This is a genomic window from Flavobacterium sp. B183 (assembly GCF_023539155.1).
Taxonomy (GTDB): Bacteria; Bacteroidota; Bacteroidia; order Flavobacteriales; family Flavobacteriaceae; genus Flavobacterium; species Flavobacterium tructae.
In genome coordinates, this window is record NZ_CP097434.1 from 96619 (window position 1) to 119810 (window position 23192).

19 protein-coding genes are annotated in these 23192 nt (G+C 36.3%); 10 read left to right on the plus strand and 9 right to left on the minus strand.

Features of this window, described 5'->3' with window-relative positions; translation table 11 throughout:
- Positions 1-9 precede the first annotated feature (9 nt).
- Together carB and rpmH are read right to left on the minus strand one after the other, a co-directional pair.
- A complete protein-coding gene (gene carB / locus M4I44_RS00505) occupies positions 10-2865 on the minus strand; it encodes a carbamoyl-phosphate synthase large subunit (RefSeq protein WP_017498818.1) in 2856 nt (951 codons plus the stop codon).
- 147 nt (positions 2866-3012) lie between these two features.
- Positions 3013-3174: a 50S ribosomal protein L34 gene (gene rpmH / locus M4I44_RS00510; protein ID WP_008464848.1), complete on the minus strand. Its 162-nt coding sequence runs from the start codon at positions 3172-3174 to the stop codon at positions 3013-3015.
- A gap of 165 nt (positions 3175-3339) precedes the next feature.
- Between rpmH and M4I44_RS00515 the strand changes: the two genes are divergently transcribed.
- On the plus strand, positions 3340-3855 hold the full coding sequence (locus M4I44_RS00515) for a hypothetical protein (RefSeq protein WP_017498817.1): 516 nt from the start codon (positions 3340-3342) through the stop codon (positions 3853-3855).
- 228 nt (positions 3856-4083) lie between these two features.
- Here the strand turns inward: M4I44_RS00515 and M4I44_RS00520 are convergent, their stop codons facing one another.
- The gene (locus M4I44_RS00520) at positions 4084-4743 is read right to left on the minus strand and encodes an alpha/beta hydrolase (RefSeq protein ID WP_249966226.1); all 660 of its coding nucleotides are present in this window, start codon (positions 4741-4743) and stop codon (positions 4084-4086) included.
- Between the two features lie 317 nt (positions 4744-5060).
- Here M4I44_RS00520 and M4I44_RS00525 point away from each other — a divergent pair, with 317 nt between their 5' ends.
- Entirely contained in the window at positions 5061-5345 is a 285-nt protein-coding gene (locus M4I44_RS00525; RefSeq protein ID WP_371923033.1) for a GNAT family N-acetyltransferase, read from the plus strand.
- On the opposite strand, the gene M4I44_RS00530 is transcribed toward M4I44_RS00525, so the two are convergent.
- From M4I44_RS00530 to M4I44_RS00540, 3 genes are all read right to left on the minus strand, one after another.
- Positions 5342-6772, minus strand: a complete 1431-nt coding sequence (locus tag M4I44_RS00530) for an anion permease (protein ID WP_249966228.1) — start codon at positions 6770-6772, stop codon at positions 5342-5344. The genes M4I44_RS00525 and M4I44_RS00530 overlap by 4 nt on opposite strands.
- Positions 6773-6794: 22 nt before the next feature.
- Positions 6795-7874 carry a porin gene (locus M4I44_RS00535; protein ID WP_249966229.1) on the minus strand — a complete coding sequence of 360 codons (1080 nt, stop codon included), beginning with the start codon at positions 7872-7874 and terminating at the stop codon, positions 6795-6797.
- 98 nt (positions 7875-7972) lie between these two features.
- Positions 7973-9205 carry a hypothetical protein gene (locus M4I44_RS00540; RefSeq protein ID WP_249966230.1) on the minus strand — a complete coding sequence of 411 codons (1233 nt, stop codon included), beginning with the start codon at positions 9203-9205 and terminating at the stop codon, positions 7973-7975.
- A 267-nt stretch (positions 9206-9472) separates the two neighbouring features.
- Here M4I44_RS00540 and M4I44_RS00545 point away from each other — a divergent pair, with 267 nt between their 5' ends.
- Genes M4I44_RS00545 through M4I44_RS00555 form a run of 3 tightly spaced genes read left to right on the plus strand, consistent with a single transcriptional unit; the run spans position 9473 to position 12981 of the window.
- Positions 9473-10855, plus strand: coding sequence for a TolC family protein (locus M4I44_RS00545; RefSeq protein WP_249966231.1), 1383 nt, complete (start codon positions 9473-9475; stop codon positions 10853-10855).
- A 12-nt stretch (positions 10856-10867) separates the two neighbouring features.
- Positions 10868-11821 carry an HlyD family secretion protein gene (locus tag M4I44_RS00550; RefSeq protein WP_017498128.1) on the plus strand — a complete coding sequence of 318 codons (954 nt, stop codon included), beginning with the start codon at positions 10868-10870 and terminating at the stop codon, positions 11819-11821.
- 2 nt (positions 11822-11823) lie between these two features.
- Entirely contained in the window at positions 11824-12981 is a 1158-nt protein-coding gene (locus tag M4I44_RS00555) for an ABC transporter permease (protein ID WP_249966232.1), read from the plus strand.
- 77 nt (positions 12982-13058) lie between these two features.
- On the opposite strand, the gene M4I44_RS00560 is transcribed toward M4I44_RS00555, so the two are convergent.
- The 3 genes from M4I44_RS00560 to M4I44_RS00570 all read right to left on the minus strand — a co-directional run bounded on the left by M4I44_RS00560 (position 13059) and on the right by M4I44_RS00570 (position 16681).
- Positions 13059-14693 (minus strand): ABC-F family ATP-binding cassette domain-containing protein, encoded by a 1635-nt coding sequence (locus M4I44_RS00560; protein ID WP_017498126.1) that lies wholly within the window; start codon positions 14691-14693, stop codon positions 13059-13061.
- 263 nt (positions 14694-14956) lie between these two features.
- On the minus strand, positions 14957-16132 hold the full coding sequence (locus tag M4I44_RS00565) for a GlmU family protein (RefSeq protein ID WP_249966233.1): 1176 nt from the start codon (positions 16130-16132) through the stop codon (positions 14957-14959).
- 294 nt (positions 16133-16426) lie between these two features.
- Positions 16427-16681 (minus strand): type B 50S ribosomal protein L31, encoded by a 255-nt coding sequence (locus tag M4I44_RS00570; RefSeq protein ID WP_008464817.1) that lies wholly within the window; start codon positions 16679-16681, stop codon positions 16427-16429.
- Positions 16682-16943: 262 nt separating this feature from the next.
- Here M4I44_RS00570 and M4I44_RS00575 point away from each other — a divergent pair, with 262 nt between their 5' ends.
- The 5 genes from M4I44_RS00575 to M4I44_RS00595 all read left to right on the plus strand — a co-directional run bounded on the left by M4I44_RS00575 (position 16944) and on the right by M4I44_RS00595 (position 23167).
- Complete coding sequence (locus M4I44_RS00575; protein WP_202701459.1) at positions 16944-17474, plus strand: DUF4199 domain-containing protein; 531 nt, start codon at positions 16944-16946, stop codon at positions 17472-17474.
- A gap of 8 nt (positions 17475-17482) precedes the next feature.
- Entirely contained in the window at positions 17483-18439 is a 957-nt protein-coding gene (locus M4I44_RS00580; protein ID WP_070907617.1) for a glycosyltransferase family 2 protein, read from the plus strand.
- Between the two features lie 129 nt (positions 18440-18568).
- Positions 18569-20296, plus strand: coding sequence for a phospho-sugar mutase (locus tag M4I44_RS00585; RefSeq protein WP_249967398.1), 1728 nt, complete (start codon positions 18569-18571; stop codon positions 20294-20296).
- A 4-nt stretch (positions 20297-20300) separates the two neighbouring features.
- On the plus strand, positions 20301-21341 hold the full coding sequence (locus tag M4I44_RS00590; RefSeq protein ID WP_017498121.1) for a YhcG family protein: 1041 nt from the start codon (positions 20301-20303) through the stop codon (positions 21339-21341).
- On the plus strand, positions 21338-23167 hold the full coding sequence (locus M4I44_RS00595; RefSeq protein WP_249966234.1) for an ABC transporter ATP-binding protein: 1830 nt from the start codon (positions 21338-21340) through the stop codon (positions 23165-23167). Before M4I44_RS00590 ends, M4I44_RS00595 begins: the two co-directional genes overlap by 4 nt.
- Positions 23168-23192: the final 25 nt, after the last annotated feature.

Consider the following 23192-nt stretch of genomic DNA (forward strand, 5'->3'; position numbering starts at 1 on the left):
GACTTGAGATTATTTACTCAAATACATTTTTCTTCTGGAATACAATTCGTAGAACTGATCGTCTTTTAGATCATCAATAAACAAGATACTCTCTCCTGTCGATTTCATTTCAGGTCCTAATGCTTTGTTTACATTGTGGAATTTACTGAAGGAGAAGACCGGTTGTTTAATCGCGTATCCTTTCAATTGTGGGTTAAAGTCAAAATCAGTTACTTTATTGTGTCCTAACATTACTTTTGTAGCGTAGTTCACATAAGGCTCACCATAAGCTTTAGCAATAAACGGTACTGTTCTGGAAGCTCTTGGATTGGCTTCGATAATGTAAACGGTATCGTCTTTTATCGCAAACTGAATATTGATCAGACCCACTGTTTTTAAAGCTCTGGCAATTTTCTTTGTGTGATCTTTGATCTGCTGCATTACGAATTCTCCTAAGTTAAAAGGAGGTAAAGTAGCATTACTATCTCCGGAGTGAACTCCGCAAGGTTCGATATGCTCCATAATTCCGATAATGTAAACGTTTCCGTCTGCATCACAAATCGCATCCGCTTCCGCTTCAATTGCTCCAGCCAAATAGTGGTCTAAAAGCAGTTTATTTCCAGGAATAGTTTTCAATAAATTGATCACATGCTCCTCTAACTCTTTCTTGTTGATTACGATTTTCATTCCCTGACCTCCTAATACATAAGAAGGACGAATTAATAGTGGGAAATCCAACTGATCTGCCAGTGCAGAAGCTTCGTCAGCCGTTTCTGCAATTCCGAATTGCGGGAAAGGAATGTGTAATTCTCTCAACAAATCTGAGAATCTTCCTCTGTCTTCGGCTAAATCAAGTGCATCAAAACTGGTTCCGATGATTTTTACACCGTATTTAGATAATTTTTCTGCCAGTTTCAAAGCAGTTTGTCCACCTAACTGTACGATAACACCTTCCGGTTTCTCATGTTGAATGATGTCGTAAATATGTTCCCAGAAAACCGGTTCGAAGTATAGTTTATCAGCCGTATCAAAATCAGTCGAAACCGTTTCAGGATTACAGTTGATCATGATAGTTTCATAACCACATTCTTTGGCTGCTAAAACCCCGTGTACACAAGAATAATCAAACTCAATTCCCTGTCCAATTCTGTTTGGTCCTGAACCTAAAACGATGATTTTCTTTTTCTCCGTTACAATACTTTCGTTATCTACATAACGCTCCCCGTTTGCTTTTTCAATTTCTGCCTCAAAAGTCGAGTAGTAATAAGGTGTTTTAGCTTTAAACTCAGCCGCACAAGTATCTACCAGTTTAAACACACGGTTGATATTTTTATCCATACGCAAAGTGTGTACTTCACTTTCCAGACAATTCATCATGTGAGCAATTTGTCTGTCGGCGAAACCTTTTTGCTTAGCCTCAAGCAAAAGCTCTTTCGGAAGAGTCTCTACTTTATAATTTGAAATTTCTTTCTCTAAAGTATACAATTCCTCGTATTGTTTCAGGAACCACATATCGATTTTTGTGATTTCATGAATACGGCTCAACGGAATTCCCATTGCGATGGCATCATAAATTACAAAAACACGATCCCAACTTGCAAAAGTCAGTTTTTCGATAATCTGCTCGTAGTTTTTATATCCTTTTCCATCAGCTCCTAAACCGTTTCTTTTAATTTCTAAAGATTGGGTAGCTTTGTGTAATGCTTCCTGGAACGAACGTCCGATTCCCATTACCTCTCCAACAGATTTCATTTGAAGTCCTAAAGTTCTGTCGGCACCTTCAAATTTATCAAAGTTCCAACGTGGTATTTTTACGATTACATAATCTAAAGTCGGTTCAAAAAGAGCCGAAGTTGATTTTGTAATTTGATTTTGCAATTCGTCTAAGTTGTATCCTAAAGCCAGTTTAGAAGCGATTTTAGCAATCGGGTACCCCGTTGCTTTTGACGCTAAAGCTGATGAACGCGACACACGAGGGTTGATCTCGATCGCTACGATATCTTCTTTTTCATCTGGTGAAACTGCAAACTGTACGTTACAGCCTCCTGCAAAATTTCCGATACTACGCATCATCAGGATTGCATAGTCACGTAATTTTTGGAATGTTGTATCCGATAATGTCATCGCCGGCGCAACTGTAATCGAATCTCCGGTATGAATTCCCATTGGGTCCATATTTTCGATTGAACAGATGATCACAACATTATCATTTTTATCTCTTAAAAGCTCTAACTCGTATTCTTTCCACCCCATTAAAGCTTTATCAATTAAAACTTCATGTATCGGAGAAGCCTCAAGACCTCTGGTTAAAAGCTCATCAAAATCTTCTTTTTTATAAACTACCGCAGCTCCGGTTCCTCCAAGAGTAAAAGAAGGACGAATTACTAACGGAAAACCGAACTCCTGTGCAATTTCTTTACCTTCTAAATAAGAAGTGGCCGTTTTTGCAGGTGCAGTTGGTACATTTATTCTTTCTAAAAGCTGTTTGAACTGCTCTCTGTCTTCTGTAATATTAATGGCATTGACATCAACTCCAATTAATTTCACTCCGAAATCCTGCCAAATTCCTTTCTCTTCAGCTTCCAAACACAAGTTCAGTGCAGTTTGTCCTCCCATTGTAGGCAAAACGGCATCAATTTGTGGATGTTCTTTCAGAATTTCAATAATCGATTTTGTCGTTAATGGCTTCAGGTAAATATGATCGGCCATACTTGGATCGGTCATAATTGTTGCTGGATTCGAGTTTATCAAGATAACTTCAATCCCTTCTTCACGAATAGAACGTGCAGATTGAGAACCTGCATAGTCAAATTCGCAAGCTTGGCCAATAACAATAGGTCCTGACCCTATTATTAAAACTGATTTTATTGATGTGTCTTTAGGCATTTTATTTGTATTGTGTAGTTATTATAAAAGTACTTCAAAAAACATTCGTAGTGTATTCTAAACTAGAACGTTGCAGATTTTTTTACCGACAAGGTATAAAAAAGGCGATACTAAAAAAGTAACGCCTTATTTATGTTTATAGAAACATTATTTCTTGTGTCTAGGTTCGCTAGAAACAGTTAATTTATGTCTTCCTTTAGCTCTTCTACGCGCCAGAACTTTTCTTCCATTCGCTGAAGCCATTCTGTCCATAAATCCGTGCTTATTTCTTCTTTTTCTTTTCGATGGTTGAAATGTTCTTTTGCTCATTGTTTTGTATCTTTAAAATGGTATCTAATATCTTTTTCTGTTTTTGAATATCATTATTCCAAAACCGAGTGCAAATATACAAAGACTTTTTTTTCTGGCAAGTAGTTTTATAAAAATATTTTTAATTCCTTTTGCTATCTTTGCAATCACAAATTTACAATAATTATGTTTCACAAAAATATTAAACTTATTTTAGCCGGACTTCTTGTAGTCGCTGGTATTTGGCAATTTACAGAGAGTAATATCGGGAATGGTATTTTCCTTATATTATTAACTGCAATTCCTGTTTTTCTTTACTTCAAAAACGAATTTATCCTTTTAGCCTTCCTTAAATTAAGAAAACAAGACTTTGAAGGAGCTAAAAAATGGCTTGCTTATATCAAAAACCCTGAAGCTGCCTTAGTAAGAAAACAACAAGGATACTTCAATTACCTACACGGTATCATGTTATCTCAAACCAATATCAATCTGGCGGAGAAACATTTCAAAAAAGCAATCGAACTTGGATTATCAATGGATATGGACCTTGCCGTTGCAAAATTAAACCTTGCCGGAGTTGCAATGTCACGCAGAAGAAAACTTGAAGCGACTAATTTATTAAACGAAGCTAAAAAATTAGACAAACAGGGAATGCTAAAAGAGCAAATCTCGATGATGAAAGAGCAAATGAAGAAAATCTAATTTTTCAATTACAATATTTTAAATCCCAAATTCCACGAGAGTTTGGGATTTTTTTTTGTTTTAGATTTCGGAATAAAGTCTAAGATGTGAAATGTGAGATGGAGTTTTTGACTTAGGATCAAATTTATCATCCCTCGTTCCTCATGATGATAATATTACCCGTAAAAACCTAAAACTTGAAACTTGAAACCTGAAACTTGGAATTTGGAACTTAAAAAACTTGAAATTTTAATTTTCCAAAATGATCGAAGGCAGATTTTCATTCAGCCATTTGTATTTATTAAGAATCATAATATGTGTTCCTCCCTTGACTACAATGCAGCTATTAATATACTTTATAGGAAAAACATCATCCTGATCTCCATGAATATGAATCACTTTAGGATCAATTTCACTTCTGTTCCATAAAATAATCGATTCGACAGCCCATTGCAAATAATTGAGATCCCGTACCGCGAGAAACTTTTCATACAACTTAATACGCTTGTTTACTTTTTCTCCAAAAGAATATTTCGCCAGATTTTCGATATTCAAAATTAACTTCATCGGAATGAGCTTATATGCTTTTGTAGTTTTTCCGATTTTCATTCGCCTTGGAAATTCTTTATTACTTCTTACACTCGAAATAATAATTACTTTTCGCGCAATAATATGTTTTGCTATTTCCTGAACCAGGACACCTCCGAAAGAAACTCCTACCAGAACCGGATTCTCATGTTTAATGTTTTTAGAAATTCGAAGAGCATAATCTGATAAAGATTCTTTTGGCTGCGGAATCTCCCATTCCAGCAAACACATTTCAAAAACAGACTCGTCTAAACTGATCCGCTCAAAAATAGCGGGACTTGCCGCAAGGCCGGGCATAAAATATACAGGAATTTTACTCATTTGACTGCACGAGAATTTAAGGTTACCGCTTTTTTTAAGCTAAAATTACTTTTTTTAGCAATATCCAATGCAAATCTTACACCATAAATTACTCCACAAACCAAACAACAGTAGTAAACATGCACAATTCGGAGCTATTTCACGAGATTAAAAAATAATTTTATATTGAAAATCAATTGATTAACTTTGCAATCCCGTTAACTTATATTGAAACATTTTTTCCAGAATGTTCTTTATAAAATTATCAAATGTTCTTTTCTATTATTTTTTTTAATTCAATCCCCCAAAACATGACAAATATGGAACACATTGAAACTATGGAAATCAAAGACAATACTTTTGCAAGACAATTTGAAACCATAGTCCCTGAAGGCTTACTTTCTGTGGAGTATTCTTTTCAGGAAAAGAAAATTTTCTTAACCAAAATCAACTCCCCTGAAGGCTTTGATAATCAAGTCACAATTGACACTTTACTAAAAGGCATCATGGAAGTGGTTAGCGAAAAGAAATTCCGAATAATGCCTATCCACCCAAAAATTGTATTGTTTATTAAAAAAAATCCGGAATACAAAGAGTTACTTCCTCCGGGAATCCGTATTTAGAAATCCCCAATTAATCGGAGCCATAACCCTCCTATTACCATATAAATAAAGAGCATAACCAAACCGGTTATCAAACCTTTGACCCACCAGCTTTTCAGGTCGACATAACCGCTTCCGAAGAAAACTGGTGCCGGCCCGTGCCCATAATGGGTTAAAGTTCCGTAAATAGAACCTACAAATCCCAACATAAAAGCCAATAGCAAGCCCGGGATTCCAAGTGAAATTCCAACACCCAATAATGCAGCATACATAGCAGCCACGTGAGCTGTTGCACTTGCAAAAAGGTAATGACTAAAAAAGTACACCAATACAATAATAGGAAATGCTATTTGCCAGCTCAAACCTCCTATTTCAGCTTTTACCACGTCGCTAAACCAGCCAATAAATCCAAGTTCATTGAGAGAGCTTGCCATCATCACCAAAACGGAGAACCACACTATGGTGTCCCAGGCTCCTTTTTCGGCTTTTACATCATCCCAGGTTAACACCGAAGTCAATAATAAAATAACCAATCCGATAAAAGCAGTAGTTGTCGCATCAATAGAAAACAGATCACCAGTCATCCAAAGAAACAACAGAATAAAAAAGGTTAACAGCATCATCCATTCGTTACGCGTGATCGCTCCCATTTCTTTTAGTTTCTGAGCTGCAATTTGCGGAGCATCACCTGTTTTTTTCAATTCAGGCGGATAAATCTTGTACAGCACCAAAGGAATTACAAAAAAAGCCACCAGACCCGGAACTATCGCAGCTGTTGCCCACGAAATCCAGCTGATTTTAATTCCCAGATTAAGGGCAAATTTCTGACACATCGGATTACTTGCCGTTCCTGTTAAAAACATTGATGACGCGATCAGATTTGCATTGTAACTGCTCAGAGTAAGATACGATCCTAATTTTCGATGTGTTTCAGGCTGATCCGGCATCGAACCAAAACTCATCGACATTGATTTCATAATTGGGTAAATAATCCCCCCTCCTCTTGCCGTATTACTTGGCACTGCCGGAGCCAAAACCAAATCGGCAAGTCCAAGGCCATAAGCCAGTCCAAGTGAACTTTTTCCAAATATCCTGATAAACAAAAAAGCAATTCTGTTTCCCAAACCTGTTTTGATAAATCCTCTCGCAATAAAAAACGAAATCCCGATAAGCCAAATTACCTTATCACCAAAGCCTTTCAAAGCCAAAGTGATCGATTTTCCAGCGTCTCCGGGAGCCAGCACCTGTGTAAAGGCGGTTAATGCAATCGCAATCATACACATAGTACCCATAGGAGCTGCTTTTAAAATGATTCCAAGAATAGTCGCCACAAAAATGGCAAACAAATGCCAGGCTTCTGCAACAACACCATCTGGCGCCGGAATAAACCAAATTGCAAGTCCAACGGCAAGTGTAATCAGGGTTTGAGGTATTTGTACTTCTTTCATAAAAAAAGGAAATTAAATTGTGTTATAGACGAAGTTGTAACTGAAGTAAAAATAAGTTGTCATTATAAAATGAGGTGTCAGGAATATTTTTGTCGAAACGATCAATTTCAAATCCCAATTCTATTCGTCCCGTATACGCTTTCCCAAACTCAAGACTCAACATAGGCGTATACGTCTGACGTACATTTGAATTGACTTTATAATTATTGTCAAACGATTCAAAACGACAGGACAACTCCAGTGATGTTAATTTTTTATAATCGACCAAGTATCTCAAATTAGGCAAAAAGTAAATTCCCCGCATTTGATAATCGTCAACATTTGACGTTCTCGCATCTGCCGGTAATGAAAAATACAAATTATGATTGGTTCCCTGCTTGTATTCAATCTGCAAATCAAAAGTCAATCTGTCGGTAAGCTTAAAATCACTGGTAATATCAATCCCCAAAGCAAAAACTTTTTGATTGGCTCTTTTCCCGATTCCACCATTTAGACCCAGATTGATCTTGTGTTCTTTGGACAGGCCAAAACCCCATCTGGTCGTGTACAATTTTCCGTTATCATTATCCATTTCCTGATTTTTTCCATTACCATTTAAAACAGAAATCGCATAGTTAACAGGAATCTTTCCAATATCGAAAGCTCCCGTTGCCGAAGCTCCAATTTGAAAACTTGTCCATCCGTTTTTACCAAATTCATAGTACTGATTGGAAAAATCAAATGACTTTATAATATCAACAGGCACCAGCTCTTCTATACCAAAAGCAGGACGGAACTGCCCTCCTGTCAAGGCTAAATATTTACTAAAAGTATATTTTCCGTAAGCATTTTCAAGAACTTTAGATTTGGGATCAGATTTAAAATCGGCAAGATTTACCAGAATTACGACTTCTGTAGCTTCGCTTAATTTGGTATTGAGCCCAACACGCATTCTTTTAATATCAAAGGAGCTTTGTGTTACTTGACCTGTAGAATGATGAGCTCCCAAAACATCAACATTTTTACCGGTACTTTCCAAATAACGCGCTTGAAAAAGCCCTTTAAACTGAAATTGTGGGTATTTAACATCACTTTCCTTATCAGCGGCTGTTTGCGCATTCATAAAAAATGACATTACAAAGAAAAAAATAATTTTTAATAGTAGCGCTTTATTCATAAATGCTGTAAATCAGAAATTAGTCTAATATTTATAATTTAATCTTACCTTCTATTGGCACCAGAACCACGATTGGAACCTGGTGGCGCTGCCATACCTCTATTACCTGCCGGTCGGGTCGCAGGACGTGTTACCGGCCGGGTCGTTGGTCTTGTAGTTGGATTTGTTGGCCGATTCACGGGCTGAGATGGTCTCCCCTCTGGTCGGGTTGATGGATTTGTTGGGGCTACCGGACGCGTTATTGGTCTCGTTGTTGGATTTGTTGGCCGATTCTCTGGCCGAGACGGTCTCGCCTCTGGTCGGGTTGATGGATCTGTTGGCGTCACCGGTCTTGTTGACGGATTTGTCGGACGTGTTATCGGTCTTGTTGACGGATTGACGGGACGAGTGGTAGCGGGTCTCGTTGGTCTTGTACTGGTTACCGGAGCAGGTCTTTTATAATCCCTTCCGTTGTAAGTTGCATTGTAACGGCCGCTGCTTCTATAATCTCGAACTACAGTCGATGAATTTCTTCTGGTTGTATAATTATTATAATAGCGCTGGTTTCTTATAGTGATCGTTCTTCTATAATAAGGATTTCTATAGTAATGCCCATGATATCCCCAATAATCATGATAATAAACCGGACGCCACGGACGCCAATAAGGAGGATAATATCCCCAATACCACGGAGATCGGTACACTACATATACAGGAGAAAACAAATACAATACTACTGGCCATACGTTTATGTTTGTTGTCACATAACCCGGATTACCGGCTGTTGTATTATAATTATTGATTGTATTATTATTATTTACAATTACGGGAGCATCTCCTTTATATCCGGGATTAGGTGTTCCGGCTGCAGTACCTGAAGGCTCTACAATATAATTTTTGCCATACAAATCCGCATCTCCTATGATCTGAACATGTACATTATTCTTTTTATCTTTATCTACCTCAATAACAGCAACGTCCTGCTTTTCTGTACTGCTCACTGCAACCTGAAGTACAATCACATGTGTATTCCCTTTCTTTTGACTTTCGATTTCGATATAATCAATCTCGCCATCATTATTCAAATCCAGATTATTTACCTTACTATCCTGTTCATTTAAGACTCTTTCAAATTCCTCTAAAGTTTTGGATTTCTGAAAGACGTCTAAAACAGCATACAAATTAAGATTATCGCCCGGCAAACCTAAAGCAACAGGTTCGTTATCATTTTGAGAAAACGATGGCAAACTAAACAAATACGCCATCAAAACTACCAAAAACAAAAAACTCTTTTTCATGTTAAAATTAAGTTAATTTGGAAATACATTTACTAAGGTATGAAAAAACAGACAAACTCCAATGCAAGCCGATAACTTTCTGTAATACAAGTATAAAATACTAAAAAAGTTTTAAATGCATTTTATTTTTTAAATATCTCAACAGCACTAATGTAAGACTTATATTCTTAACTTTGTAATAATTGTTCTTTCGATTCCTTCCCATTTCTTGTACTATCTTACAAAACCTGTTTCATGATTTGTCCAATAACAGAAATAAAAATTGTAATGAAAAAACACTTACTCCCTTTTCTTTTTTTTCTTTCTTTCCACTCTGTACAAAGTCAGATTGCAGTTTCTTCAACTCTGGAAGAAGCCATTCAAAAGGCTATTGAAAAAAGCACTTCTTTAAAAAACAAAGATTTAGATATTGAAAAATTAAATCTTCAGGAGAAAGGCGTCCGGAACAAATACATTCCAACAATTGAAGCCAGTGCCTTATATTCTTATTTTGATAACAAACTCACGGTCGATCTTCCTACAGCTACCATTCCAATTGTAAACTATCCTTTGTTTGACGGAAAAACCGCTTTTAAAAACTATGGCAACATTTTTACAGGAAGTGTCATGGCCAAAACAGTACTATTCAGCGGCATGCAAATCCCAAACGGAGCGAAAGCCATCGCAGAGAAAACGAAAGGAACGGTGTTTTTAAAAGAATCCGAAAAAGATGCCATCACAAAAGAAGTCATCAACACTTTTGACCAACTGGAACTACTAAAAGTAATAGACAAACTTATTAAAGAAAGCGAAAACCGACTGGACACGGAAACCAAACGTGTTACAAAAGCAATTGAACAGGGACTTGCTATTCCGTATGACAGGGATAAGATCAAACTAGCGGCACTGGAACTTTCCTCCAAAAAGATTGAACTGGATGGAAAACGGAAACTAATTTATAAAAAAATTCAATATTTAACTGGTTATTCGATTAGCGAGATAGATCATGTGCAGTATACCTTAGCACCTTATTTGATTACGGACGAGAAATTAAGCACACAAAACAAGCAGGAAATAAAAGCTTTAGAATCTTTCAAATTGGCTTATGAATATTTATTAAAGAAGGAAAAAGGAACTTACTTACCCACACTCGGCGCTTTTGGTGGAGTATCCTATTCAAGTTTATTCAATGCCAATGCTACGACTCCCATTGTTACGGGAATCAATCAGGCCTTATATTTAGGTCTTAACGAACTGACCATAAGTCAGAACTGGATCGTGGGAGCAGCTATGAAATGGGAAGTCTTTTCCGGTTTTGAAAGAAAGCACAAAGTGCACGAAGCGAAGATTAATATTGAACAGGTACAAAATCAAATTGATGATACGAAAGAAAAACTTGAACTTCTTCTTGAAAAAAACCTTGTTGATTATACGGTTCTGACTCAAAAAATAGACATCACTCAGCAACAGGAAAAAGTCGCCAGTAATAATTTGAATCTGGCTATAAAACAATACAAAGAAGGTCTCATCAACATATCGGAACGGCTTGAAGCAGAAAACGATTCTTATAAAGCGGCAGTAAACAAAACCACCACTTTAATCGAGCAAAGACTTGCCGCTATTGAAACCATAATTGCCACTGGCGATCTGTCGAAAAAATTATCCAAATAAAAGTTCTGTTTTATGAAAAAAGCAATCATTAGCACCGCAATCATTTTTCTTTTCATAGCCTGTCAAAAGACAGAAAAAGGAAATTTAATTCAGGGAAAAATAGAAAAAGAACAAATTGCCGTTGTGAGTAAAATTCCGGGCAAGATTTTAAAAATATGGGTCAAAGAAGGCGATTTGGTTCAAAAAGGAGATACGCTCGCTGTTTTGGATATTCCTGAAGTAGACGCTAAAAAAAGTCAGGCCGAAGGAGCTGTTGTCTCGGCAAAGGCACAATACAAAATGGCTGTAAAAGGAGCCACCGAAAACCAAATCAAGCAATTGGAAGCTAAAAGAACGGGACTGAAAGAACAATACGAATTTGCTCAAAAATCGATCAGACGACTGACCAACATGCTTAAAGATTCTCTCATATCACAGCAAACTTACGATGAAACCTTTGCCAAATACCAGGGCGCACAAGCACAATACAACGCTGTTGTTGCAGAATTAGACGATGCTAAAAAAGGAGCCCGAATCGAACAGCAAACAATGGCACTAGGACAACAGGACCGAGCGCTTGGAGCGTTGCAAGAAGTAGAAACCGCCAACAAGGAACGCTACATCATTGCTCCTCAAAATATGAGTATCGAAACCATCACCTTAAATCTTGGCGAACTGGCCCTACCCGGTTATACTTTGTTTAATGGTTATATCGATAACAGTATTTATTTTCGCTTTACGATTCCTGAAAATCAATTGGGAGAATTTAAAAAAGGACAGGAAATTACCGTTCATGTTCCCTATAAAAAAGAAAACATTAAAGGGAAAATCTCAACGATAAAACAGCTGGGAGCCTACGGAAATATTGCTACGGCCTATCCTGACTATGAAATGCAGGAAAGCTTGTTTGAAATAAAAATAACACCTGTTAATATGGAGCAAACTAAGGATCTGATTACGAAAACAACTGTCACCTTATCTCATTAACTATGCAAAATTTCTTTTCATTGCTTAAACGGGAATTTCAATTGTTCTGGAAAAACAAAGTCCTGAGAATCCTTTTTATCGGTGCACCTATTTTATATGGTGTTTTATTAGGCTACGTTTACGGAAAGGGCAAAGTTACCGACTTACCCATTCTTGTAGTCGATCAGGACCGTTCTGAACTAAGCTCAAAAGCCATTCAGATGTTTGAAGACAACGAAGTATTATCCGTCTCCTCCATTTTATACGACCAGAACAACCTATCTAAAATTGCCATACAAAAAGATGCCACTTGTGTGGTTATCATTCCGAAAGATTTTGAGAAAATGACGCTCACCAAAAAATATCCTGAAATTACAACGATCGTTAACACCTCTAATGTACTCACTGCGAACTATGCCTCAACAGCCATACAAATTTGCCTGGGCACTTTAAAGGCGGGAGTTCAGATCGAAACCTTAAGAAAACAAGGAGTTCCGGAAAACTTGCTTGCCTCACAATACGAACCCTTCAAAACTACATTTATCAAAAAATACAACCGAAGTACTAATTATATGTATTTCCTCTGGCCGGGGGTTTTGGCGACCGTTCTTCAACAAGTTTTACTATTAGGACTGGCGCTTTCATTTGCATCAGAATTTGAAAATGGAACTTTTAGAGACCTCGTAAAAAAATGCCCTTCTCTTCTGAAAATGCTGGCAGTGAAAATAATCCCTTACCTGATCATGAGCTTTGGAATCTGGATCATTTACTGGCTTTTCACTTTGTGGTTCCGACTTCCCTTTTACGAAAACTTAGCCCCTCTTACTTTTATTGCCGGAATTTTTGTGCTGGCAGCTTCTTTCATCGGAATTCTGGTCAGCATCGTAGTTCCGAATCAGTTAAAAGCAACCGAGATTTTAATGGTAATAGCCACACCAAGCTTTATCCTAAGCGGTTTTACCTGGCCCTTAAGTCAGATGCCACAGACTATACAAGCCATTGCCAATGTAATTCCGCTCACCCATTTTTTAAAGGCTTTCAGAATACTGATTATAGAGAACGGTACATTTTCACAAACCACAGCTTCTATCCGCAACATGATCATCATTGGACTCGTGTGTGCCGTAGCTGCCTACATTGCCTTGTACTTCAAAAAGAAAGAAGCCCTTAAGGAAATTTAATTCCTTCGCTACAAGACATAAAAAAAAGCACAGAAAATTCAATTTCTGTGCTTTTGTATCTTAAGAGTAAACGAAAATTACTTTTCGATTTCTCGCATAGAATCCATTTTCTTATGTGCCAGGAATCCTGCAACATCTTCAAAGTGCTCTTTTACACGTTTGTTTCCAAATTCAAACACTTTAGTCGCTAAACCGTCAAGGAAATCACGGTCGTGAGAAACTAAAATTAAAGTTCCGTCGAAATCACGTAAGGCATCTTTAATAATATCTTTGGTTTTCATGTCCAGGTGATTCGAAGGCTCATCCAGAATCAATAAGTTTACAGGCTCTAACAATAATTTAATCATTGCCAGACGAGTTTTTTCTCCTCCTGAAAGCACTTTTACCTTTTTGGTAATATCATCTCCCTGGAACATAAACGCTCCCAGAATATTTTTAATTTGAGTACGGATATCTCCTACTGCAATAGCATCAATCGTTTCAAAAATAGTAGCATTCTCATCTAGTAATGACGCTTGGTTTTGTGCAAAATATCCAATTTGTGCGTTATGTCCAATCTCAACACTTCCGGAATCAACACCAATTTCTTTCATGATCGCTTTGATCATAGTCGATTTTCCTTCTCCATTTTTCCCCACAAATGCTACTTTCTGACCACGTTCGATTACAACATTAGCATCTTTAAACACCACATGGTCTCCATAAGCCTTAGACATTTCTTTTACAATAACAGGGTATTGCCCGGAACGTGCCGCTGGCGGGAATTTCAAACGTAATGCAGAAGTATCTACTTCATCAACCTGAACAATTTCAAGTTTCTCCAACATTTTTACACGAGACTGAACGGCGTCTGTTTTTGAGAATGTTCCTTTAAAACGATCAATAAAAGCTCTGTTATCAGCAATCATTTTTTGCTGCTCATCGTATGCTTTTTGTTGGTGTATACGACGGTCTTTTCTCAATTCTAAATAATGAGAATATTTTGCTTTGTAATCATAAATCCTTCCCATGGTCACCTCAATAGTACGATTCGTAATATTATCTACGAATGCTCTATCGTGCGAAATCACAACTACTGCTTTTGCCGAATTAACCAAAAACTCTTCCAACCATTGAATACTTTCAATATCCATGTGATTGGTTGGCTCATCCAGTAAAATCAAATCCGGTTTTTGAAGAAGAATTTTAGCCAATTCGATACGCATTCTCCATCCTCCTGAAAATTCAGAAGTCTGACGAGTAAAATCTTCGCGCTCAAAACCTAAACCTGTTAATATTTTTTCAACTTCAGCTTCATAATTTACTTCTTCGATCGCGTAATATTTCTCACTTAAATCTGAAACTCTCTCGATTAATTTCATGTAAGCATCACTTTCATAATCGGTACGAACCGTTAATTGCTCATTGATTTCATCGATTTCAGCTTTCATTTTAAAAATTTCTCCAAAAGCCTTAGAAGCTTCTTCCATTACAGTCGAGCCATCTTTTGTTAACAAATGCTGAGGCAAATAAGCCACAACAGCATCTTTCGGAGTCGAAACACTTCCGGTAGAAGGTTTACTTTGACCGGCAATTATTTTTAAAAGTGTCGATTTTCCCGCACCATTTTTACCCATAAGGGCAATTTTATCATTTTCATTGATAGCAAAAGAAACATCGCTAAATAATGTAGTTCCACCAAACTGAACCGAAATATCGTTAACTGTAATCATTATCTTCTGTGAATTTGTTTAATCGGTTAATCGTTTATTTAATAACCCATTTTTTTCGTGGTGCAAAGATAGATTAATTAGATAATTAGGCAATTAGATTGTTGGATTTTTAGACTTCTTAGATTATTAGACCATTGGTTTCTCCAATTTCAAATTAAAAAAAAAGCTTCGCAGAGTATAAATCTGCGAAGCTTTTAAATAAATTATCTTATAGTCGTAAAATCTAAATATTCTAAAGATCTAAAAATCCAAGAAGTCTAAATTTAATCTTTCCTCCATTTTTTAGTTTCTTCAAAAATGTGTTCTAAGATTGCAGCTTCTGTTTCGTCAAATTCAATATTTCGGCGTCCCATAACTAATTTCGCTGTTTCAAAAGCTTTTTTAGTCACATAAGTTGTAAAACCGGCTGCTCCGCCCCAAGAAAAACTTGGAACAAAATTGCGTGGAAAACCGCTTCCGAAGATATTAGCACTTACTCCAACTACTGTTCCGGTGTTGAACATGGTATTGATTCCACATTTACTGTGATCTCCCATCATTAAACCACAAAACTGAAGTCCGGTTTTAGCAAATCCTTCGGTTTCGTAGCTCCATAGTTTCACTTCTTCGTAATTGTTCTTCAGGTTCGAATTGTTGCTGTCAGCCCCAATATTACACCATTCGCCTAAAACAGAATCCCCTAAAAACCCATCATGACCTTTGTTTGAATTTGCAAAAAGTACCGAGTTCTTAACTTCTCCGCCAATTCTGGATCCGGGACCTACTGTTGTAGCTCCGTAAACTTTAGCGTTTAGTTTCACCTGTGCATTCTCGCATAAAGCAAAAGGTCCGCGAATTACAGTTCCTTCCATAATCTCTGCATTCTTACCTATATATATAGGCCCATTAGAAGCATTCAGTGTTACGAACTCTAATTTTGCTCCTTCTTCCAGAAATATATTTTCGGGAGCAATAACGTTTACACTTTTCGGGATTGGCTGCGATTTTCTGTCTTCGGTCAAATACTGAAAATCTTGACGGATGGCAGCATCGTTTTTAGAAAAAATATCCCAGGTATGTTCTACGGTCAAACAAGCGTCATTGTATGGAATAATTTCATAGGAATCAAAATCAACTTCTTCCTGATTTTCATTCGTAAAAAAAGCAATTACATCATCCCCTTTAAAAATAGCCTGATTAGCCTTTAAATCTGAAACCATCTCAGCAAGTGCATCATTTGGTAAATACGCTGCATTGATCATTACATTCTCTTCCATTTCTACCATCGGAAATTTTTGCGATAAATAATCTTCGGTAATGGTAGTTATAGTCGAACCTAGACGTGCTTCCCATTTCTGGCGAATCGTCATAATTCCAATTAATATGTCGGCAACAGGTCTTGTAAAAGTAAAAGGTAATAATGCATTCCGGACGGGACCGTCAAAAAGAATGTAATTCATAAATAATTAAATTTGATACTTGTTAAAATCTTGATTTGGTTATCGGGTTCAAAGTTACAATTATTTTATTTGTGTCATTTGTACTGTAACAGATATAGTACATTTTTTTTAACCGCTAATTGCGCTAAGATTTTACGCAAAGTTCGCCAAGTTTTTTTTGCAGGTATGCCTTTTTAAAGGGACAAAGCTCGCAAAGCTTTGTAAACAGAGGCTTTACATGAAACCTTGTACTTGTTTCTATTAAATAAAAAAAGCCTCCCAAATGGAAGGCTTTTGTATAACTTTAAACCGCTATTATTTTTTAGCGTGTTTTGCATATTTAGTTTTGAATTTATCAATACGTCCTGCAGTATCGATAAGTTTAGATTTACCAGTATAAAATGGGTGAGATGTTCTAGAAATCTCCATTTTTACAACTGGATACTCAACTCCGTCAACTTCAATTGTTTCTTTTGTATCTGCAGTAGATTTAGTGATAAAAACTTCGTCATTTGACATGTCTTTAAATGCAACTAATCTGTAATTTTCTGGGTGAATTCCTTTTTTCATCTTTTTATTTTATTTATTGTTTAGAGCATTTTTATTTTGAAGCTTTTCCATGGTTAGAAAAAGGTGTAAACAACACTACTCTTTTTTTGTTTAAAACTTTTAATTATTTTTAAGTGTGCAAATTTACAACTTTTTTCGAATTAACAAATCTTTTAATCAATATTTTTAACGAGTCGGCGATTTGCATTAAAATTTTTAATATCTATCTGGTGTGTACTCGTAATTACTATATTTGTGGATTAATTTTAAAACATATATAAATATGATCAATGAAGTTATTAAAAAGAATGGAATTACTTACGGTGTAATGATTGGAATTGCATCTGCATTATTTACTGCTACGATATACGCGATTGATCTGAATCTGTTCACAGCCTGGTGGATGGGTATCATAGGTATTGTAATTAGTTTGACAATCAGCATTGTTTTACTTTCTAAAACCAAGAAAGAATTAAAAGGAGTTTTCCCTTTCAAAGATGCTTTTACCACTTACTTTATAGCTGCTGTAATTGGGGTTCTAATTTCTACTTTATTTAATATTGTTTTATTTAACGTTATTGATCCGGGCGCAAAAGATACTTTAAACGAAATCATGATCAAATACACTGCAAACATGATGCAGAAATTTGGAGCTCCTGCTTCATCTATTAATGAAGCCATTAGCAAAATGAAAGAAAGCAGCCCTTACTCGACTTTTGAATTATTAAAAGGATCTGTTTTTGCAATTGTTATCAGTGCCATTTTTGGATTAATTTTCGCCGCATTTTTTAAAAGCAAAACTACACAAGAATAAAAAAATAAATGAATTTATCTATACTTATACCGCTTCTTAATGAGGAGGAATCACTAAAAGAACTCTATTCGTGGATTATTAAAGTGATGCAATCTAACAATTACTCTTATGAAATCATTTTTGTGGATGATGGAAGTACAGATGATTCTTGGAATATCATTGAAAGTTTCTCTAACGAAAATCCGAATGTAAAAGGAATTCGTTTTATGAAAAACTTTGGAAAATCGCAGGCTCTGCATGCTGGTTTTGCCAAAGCACAAGGAGATGTTATCATCACCATGGATGCGGATTTACAAGATAGCCCGGATGAAATTCCGGGTTTATATGAAATGATCACAGTTCAGAAATTTGATTTGGTTTCAGGATGGAAAAAGAAACGTTACGATTCTGTTGTAGCAAAAAATCTTCCTTCAAAACTATTTAACTGGGCCGCCAGAAAAACTTCAGGTGTCGAGTTAAACGATTTCAACTGCGGATTGAAAGCTTATAAAAATGCCGTAGTTAAAAACGTTGAAGTTTCGGGCGAAATGCACCGTTACATTCCGGTTTTGGCTAAGAATGCCGGTTTTAATAAAATCGGAGAAAAAGTGGTTATTCATCAGGCCCGTAAATATGGTGAAACTAAATTTGGAATGGAACGTTTTATAAACGGCTTTCTTGATTTAATTACTATTTGGTTCTTATCCCGATTCGGAAAAAGACCTATGCACTTGTTTGGTGCCATTGGATCTTTGATGTTTATCATCGGTTTTTTATTGGCTGGTTATATTGGAATTTCAAAATTATACCATATGTATAATGGAATGAAGTACAGCCTAATCACCAATAATCCATGGTTTTTCATTGCTTTGACTACCATGATACTGGGAACACAATTGTTCCTGGCTGGTTTTCTGGGTGAAATTATCCTGAGAACCAAAAACAACGAAGCTCGTTACAAAGTAGCCCGTGAGGTTAATTTTTAACGCAAAACCTTAGCCCCGATAGTAGTGAAAATCCTTTTTCTTTTTCCTTTAAAAAGAAAAAGATTGAAACGGATAGCGGGAATAAGCTCTATAAAAAACTTATTATTTTAATACAAAAAGACACGAATGATGAATATAGCGCCTAATATTCTAAATGCAGTAAACGAATGGCTAACCCCTACATTTGACAGCGAAACGCAAGCTGCTGTTAAAGAGTTAATGACCACCTCACCAAAGGAACTAGAGGAAAGTTTTTATAAAAATCTGGAATTTGGAACTGGTGGAATGCGTGGTGTGATGGGTGTTGGAAGCAACCGAATTAACAAATACACCCTTGGGAAAAACACTCAGGGTTTATCTGATTATTTACATATTGCGTTCCCAAATCAACCTTTAAAAGTAGTCATTGCGTATGATTGTCGTCACAACAGCAATACCTTAGCAAAGGTTGTTGCAGATGTTTTTTCGGCAAACGGAATTCACGTGTATTTATTTTCAGATTTGCGACCAACTCCGGAATTATCCTTTGCACTTAAATATTTAGGTTGCCAATGCGGAATTGTATTAACTGCTTCTCACAACCCACCGGAATATAACGGCTATAAAGTATACTGGGAAGATGGCGGACAAATTGTACCTCCACAGGACAATGCAATTATCAACACTATTGAAAATTTAACTTACGATAAAATTAAATTTAAAGCTAACGAAAGCCTGATCGAGTATATCGATATCGAACTCGACAAAGCTTTTGTAAAATCGTCTATCGAAAACGCAAGCTTTAATACTCCTGCTAAAGCAAAAGACAATCTACATATTGTTTTTACTTCTTTACACGGAACCTCTATAAAATCTATTCCTGATACTTTATCACAGGCAGGTTATAAAAACGTACACATCGTACCGGAACAAGCTATTCCTGACGGAAATTTTCCAACGGTAAAATCTCCAAATCCTGAAGAACCTGAAGCTTTAACTATGGCTCTGGCTTTGGCCGATAAAACGAATTCAGACATTGTAATCGGAACGGATCCTGATTGCGATCGTCTTGGTGTTGCTGTTAGAAACAACGAAGGCAAATTGATTTTACTGAACGGAAATCAAACCATGGTTATGATGACTGCTTTCTTATTGAAACAATGGAAAAAAGCAGGTAAAATTAACGGAAAACAATTTATTGGATCTACTATTGTCTCCACTCCGATGATGATGGAATTAGCCACTAATTATGGTGTTGAATGCAAAGTAGGATTGACAGGTTTTAAATGGATTGCCAAAATGATCAAAGATTTCCCTCAACTTCAATTTATTGGAGGTGGTGAAGAAAGCTTTGGTTTCATGGTTGGTGATGCCGTAAGAGACAAAGATGCCGTTGCTGCAACCTTATTAATCTGTGAAGTTGCCGCTCAGGCAAAAGCAGCAGGAAGCAGTGTTTACAAAGAGCTTCTACAACTTTATGTTGAAAACGGTTTCTATAAAGAACATTTGATTTCTTTAACCAAAAAAGGAATGCAGGGTCTGGAGGAAATCAATCAAATGATGATCAGCCTGCGTAACAATCCGTTAAAAGAAATCAGCGGACAGCGTGTGATCATGATGGAAGACTACCAGACATCAATTGCTTTGAATTTATTGACCGGAGAAGAATCAGTAATGGATATTCCAAAATCAAATGTATTGATTTATTATACTGAAGACGGTTCTAAAATTTGCGCAAGACCAAGCGGAACTGAGCCTAAAATTAAATTCTACATTAGTGTTAATGCACAGTTGGATACCGTTGAGGATTTTGATGCGGCAGAAAGCTACCTGGACGAAAAGATACAAAGCATTATTGCAGGTATGCAATTGAAATAAAACAATGAGTGACAAGCCTGACACAAATGACAAACCTGAACTATTAGATTCAATCATTGGACTAATAGATCAGACACGTCATTTTGTTGCCAAAACGGTTAATCAGGAATTAACGCTCTTATACTGGAAGATTGGAAAAACAATCAATGAAGAGATTTTAAAAAATGATCGGGCTGATTATGGAAAGAGACTTATTCAGAATCTAAGCATTAATCTTTCAAACAGATACGGAACTGGTTTCAACAAAAGAAACTTACATAGTTTCATCAAATTAAACACTGTAATACAAGACTTTACAATTGTGCACACAGTGTGTGCACAATTGACCTGGTCTCATATCAGATCATTAATTTACATTGAAGATGATATAAAACGTGAATTTTACATCCAAATGAGTATTCACGAAAGATGGAGTGTTCGAACTTTACAAGAACGTATGGACAGCATGCTTTTTGAAAGAACAGCTATCAGCAAAAGACCAGAAGAAACAATCGTTAATGATTTAGCTTTACTGAAAAACGAAAAACAAATTAGTCCGGACTTAACTTTTCGAGATCCGTATTTCTTAGATTTCTTAGGATTACATGATACTTATTCCGAAAAAGACTTAGAAAGTTCCATCTTAGCTCAATTACAAAACTTCATCACAGAGATGGGTAGTGAATTTGCTTTTCTAGCCCGTCAAAAAAGAATTACTATTGATGATGAAGATTTTTATATTGATTTACTTTTTTACCATAGGGGATTAAAATCTCTGGTCGCTATCGATCTAAAACTAGGAAAATTTAAAGCCGGCTATAAAGGCCAAATGGAATTGTATTTACGCTGGTTAGAGAAAAACGAACAAAAAGAAGGAGAAAACAAACCAATTGGATTAATTTTATGCAGTGAAAAATCACCCGAACAGATTAATTATCTAATGCTGGATAATGACAAACAAATCAAAGTCTCAGCCTATTTAACCCAATTACCTGAAAAAAAATTATTATTAGAAAAGCTAGAAAAAGCAATTGCCATAGCAGAAAATAACATCAAAAATAAATGAGTAATTTCAAAAAAATAGTTCCTTTTATATATCCGTATAAAAGATATGCATTCTTAAATATCTTTTTTAATATTTTGTATGCACTTTTTAGCACGCTTTCTTTCATGGCATTAATTCCGATGCTTCAGGTTTTGTTTGACAAAACAAAGAAGAATTATGTGATGCCAACTTATGACGGAATTACCCATGCAAAAGAATTTGCCGAAAACTACCTAAGCTATTACATTACAAAGAATACCGATCCTAATAATCCCGGATTTATACTTTCTGTGATGGTGGCACTTATTATTTCGATATTCTTATTGAAAAATTTAGCCGACTATCTCGCTATGTTTTTCATTAATTTTTTGCGAAATGGTGTATTACGAGACATGCGAAATGCGCTGTATAAAAAAACACTGGAATTGCCTTTGGCTTTTTATTCTGAAAAAAGAAAAGGAGATGTTATCTCCCGAATTTCTGCTGATGTCAATGAGGTTCAAACTTCGTTTTTAGCGATCTTAGAACTTATCGTAAAAGAGCCTTTAACTATTGTATTTACCATATGCGCTATGTTAATCATCAGCGCTAAACTTACCCTGTTTGTATTTGTTTTTATTCCTGTTTCGGGATATATTATCTCCTTAATCGGAAAACAATTAAAGAAACAATCGGGTAAAGCTCAACAGGAACAAGGCAGCTTTTTATCTACTATCGAAGAAACGATTGGTGGTTTAAAAGTGGTAAAAGGATACAATGCTGAGAATTACTTTAACACTATCTTTCAAAATTCAACGGAACGTTTTTTCAAACTGTCCAATAGTATTGGAAATCGCCAGAACTTAGCATCGCCTGCCAGTGAATTTATGGGTATCACCGTAATTGCCATATTGCTTTGGTATGGAGGTCAAATGGTTCTGATTGAAAAAACACTCGACGGCCCATCTTTTATTGCCTATATGGGATTAGCTTATAACATTTTAACTCCAGCAAAAGCAATCTCTAAAGCTTCTTACGGGGTAAAAAGAGGAAACGCCGCTGCGGAACGTGTTCTTGAAATTTTAGAACAGGAAAATACCATTACCTCTAAAGACAAAGCAGTTGAAAAAACAACGTTCGACAGTAACATTAGCGTTCAGAATATCAACTTTAAATACGAAGACGAAACGGTTCTGAAAGACTTTTCTCTTGACATTAAAAAAGGACAAACTGTTGCACTTGTTGGACAATCCGGTAGTGGAAAAAGTACGATTGCTAATTTGTTAACCCGTTTTTATGATGTAAACGACGGAACAATTTCAATTGACGGCATCAATATTAAAGACATGAATCTTCAGTCGCTTCGCAGTTTGATGGGACTGGTTACGCAGGACAGTATTTTATTCAATGATACTATCAAAGCTAATATCGCCTTAGGAAAACTCGACACGACAGACGATGAAATTATCGAGGCATTAAAAATTGCAAATGCCTTTGAATTTGTAAAAGAACTTCCTTTAGGCATTTACACCAATATTGGAGACAGCGGAAACAAACTTTCAGGAGGACAAAAACAACGATTATCAATTGCCCGAGCGGTCTTGAAAAACCCACCAATTATGATTTTGGATGAAGCCACATCGGCATTGGATACTGAAAGCGAGAAATTTGTTCAGGTGGCGTTAGAAAACATGATGCAAAACAGAACTTCGATTGTAATTGCTCACCGACTTTCAACCATTCAGAAAGCAGATCTAATTGTTGTTATGCAAAAAGGAAAAATCGTAGAACAAGGAACACATGACGAACTGATTGCGCATAACGGAACCTACAACAAACTGGTGACCATGCAGTCTTTCGAGTCCTAAACATAAGCAGACAGGCTTAGCCACA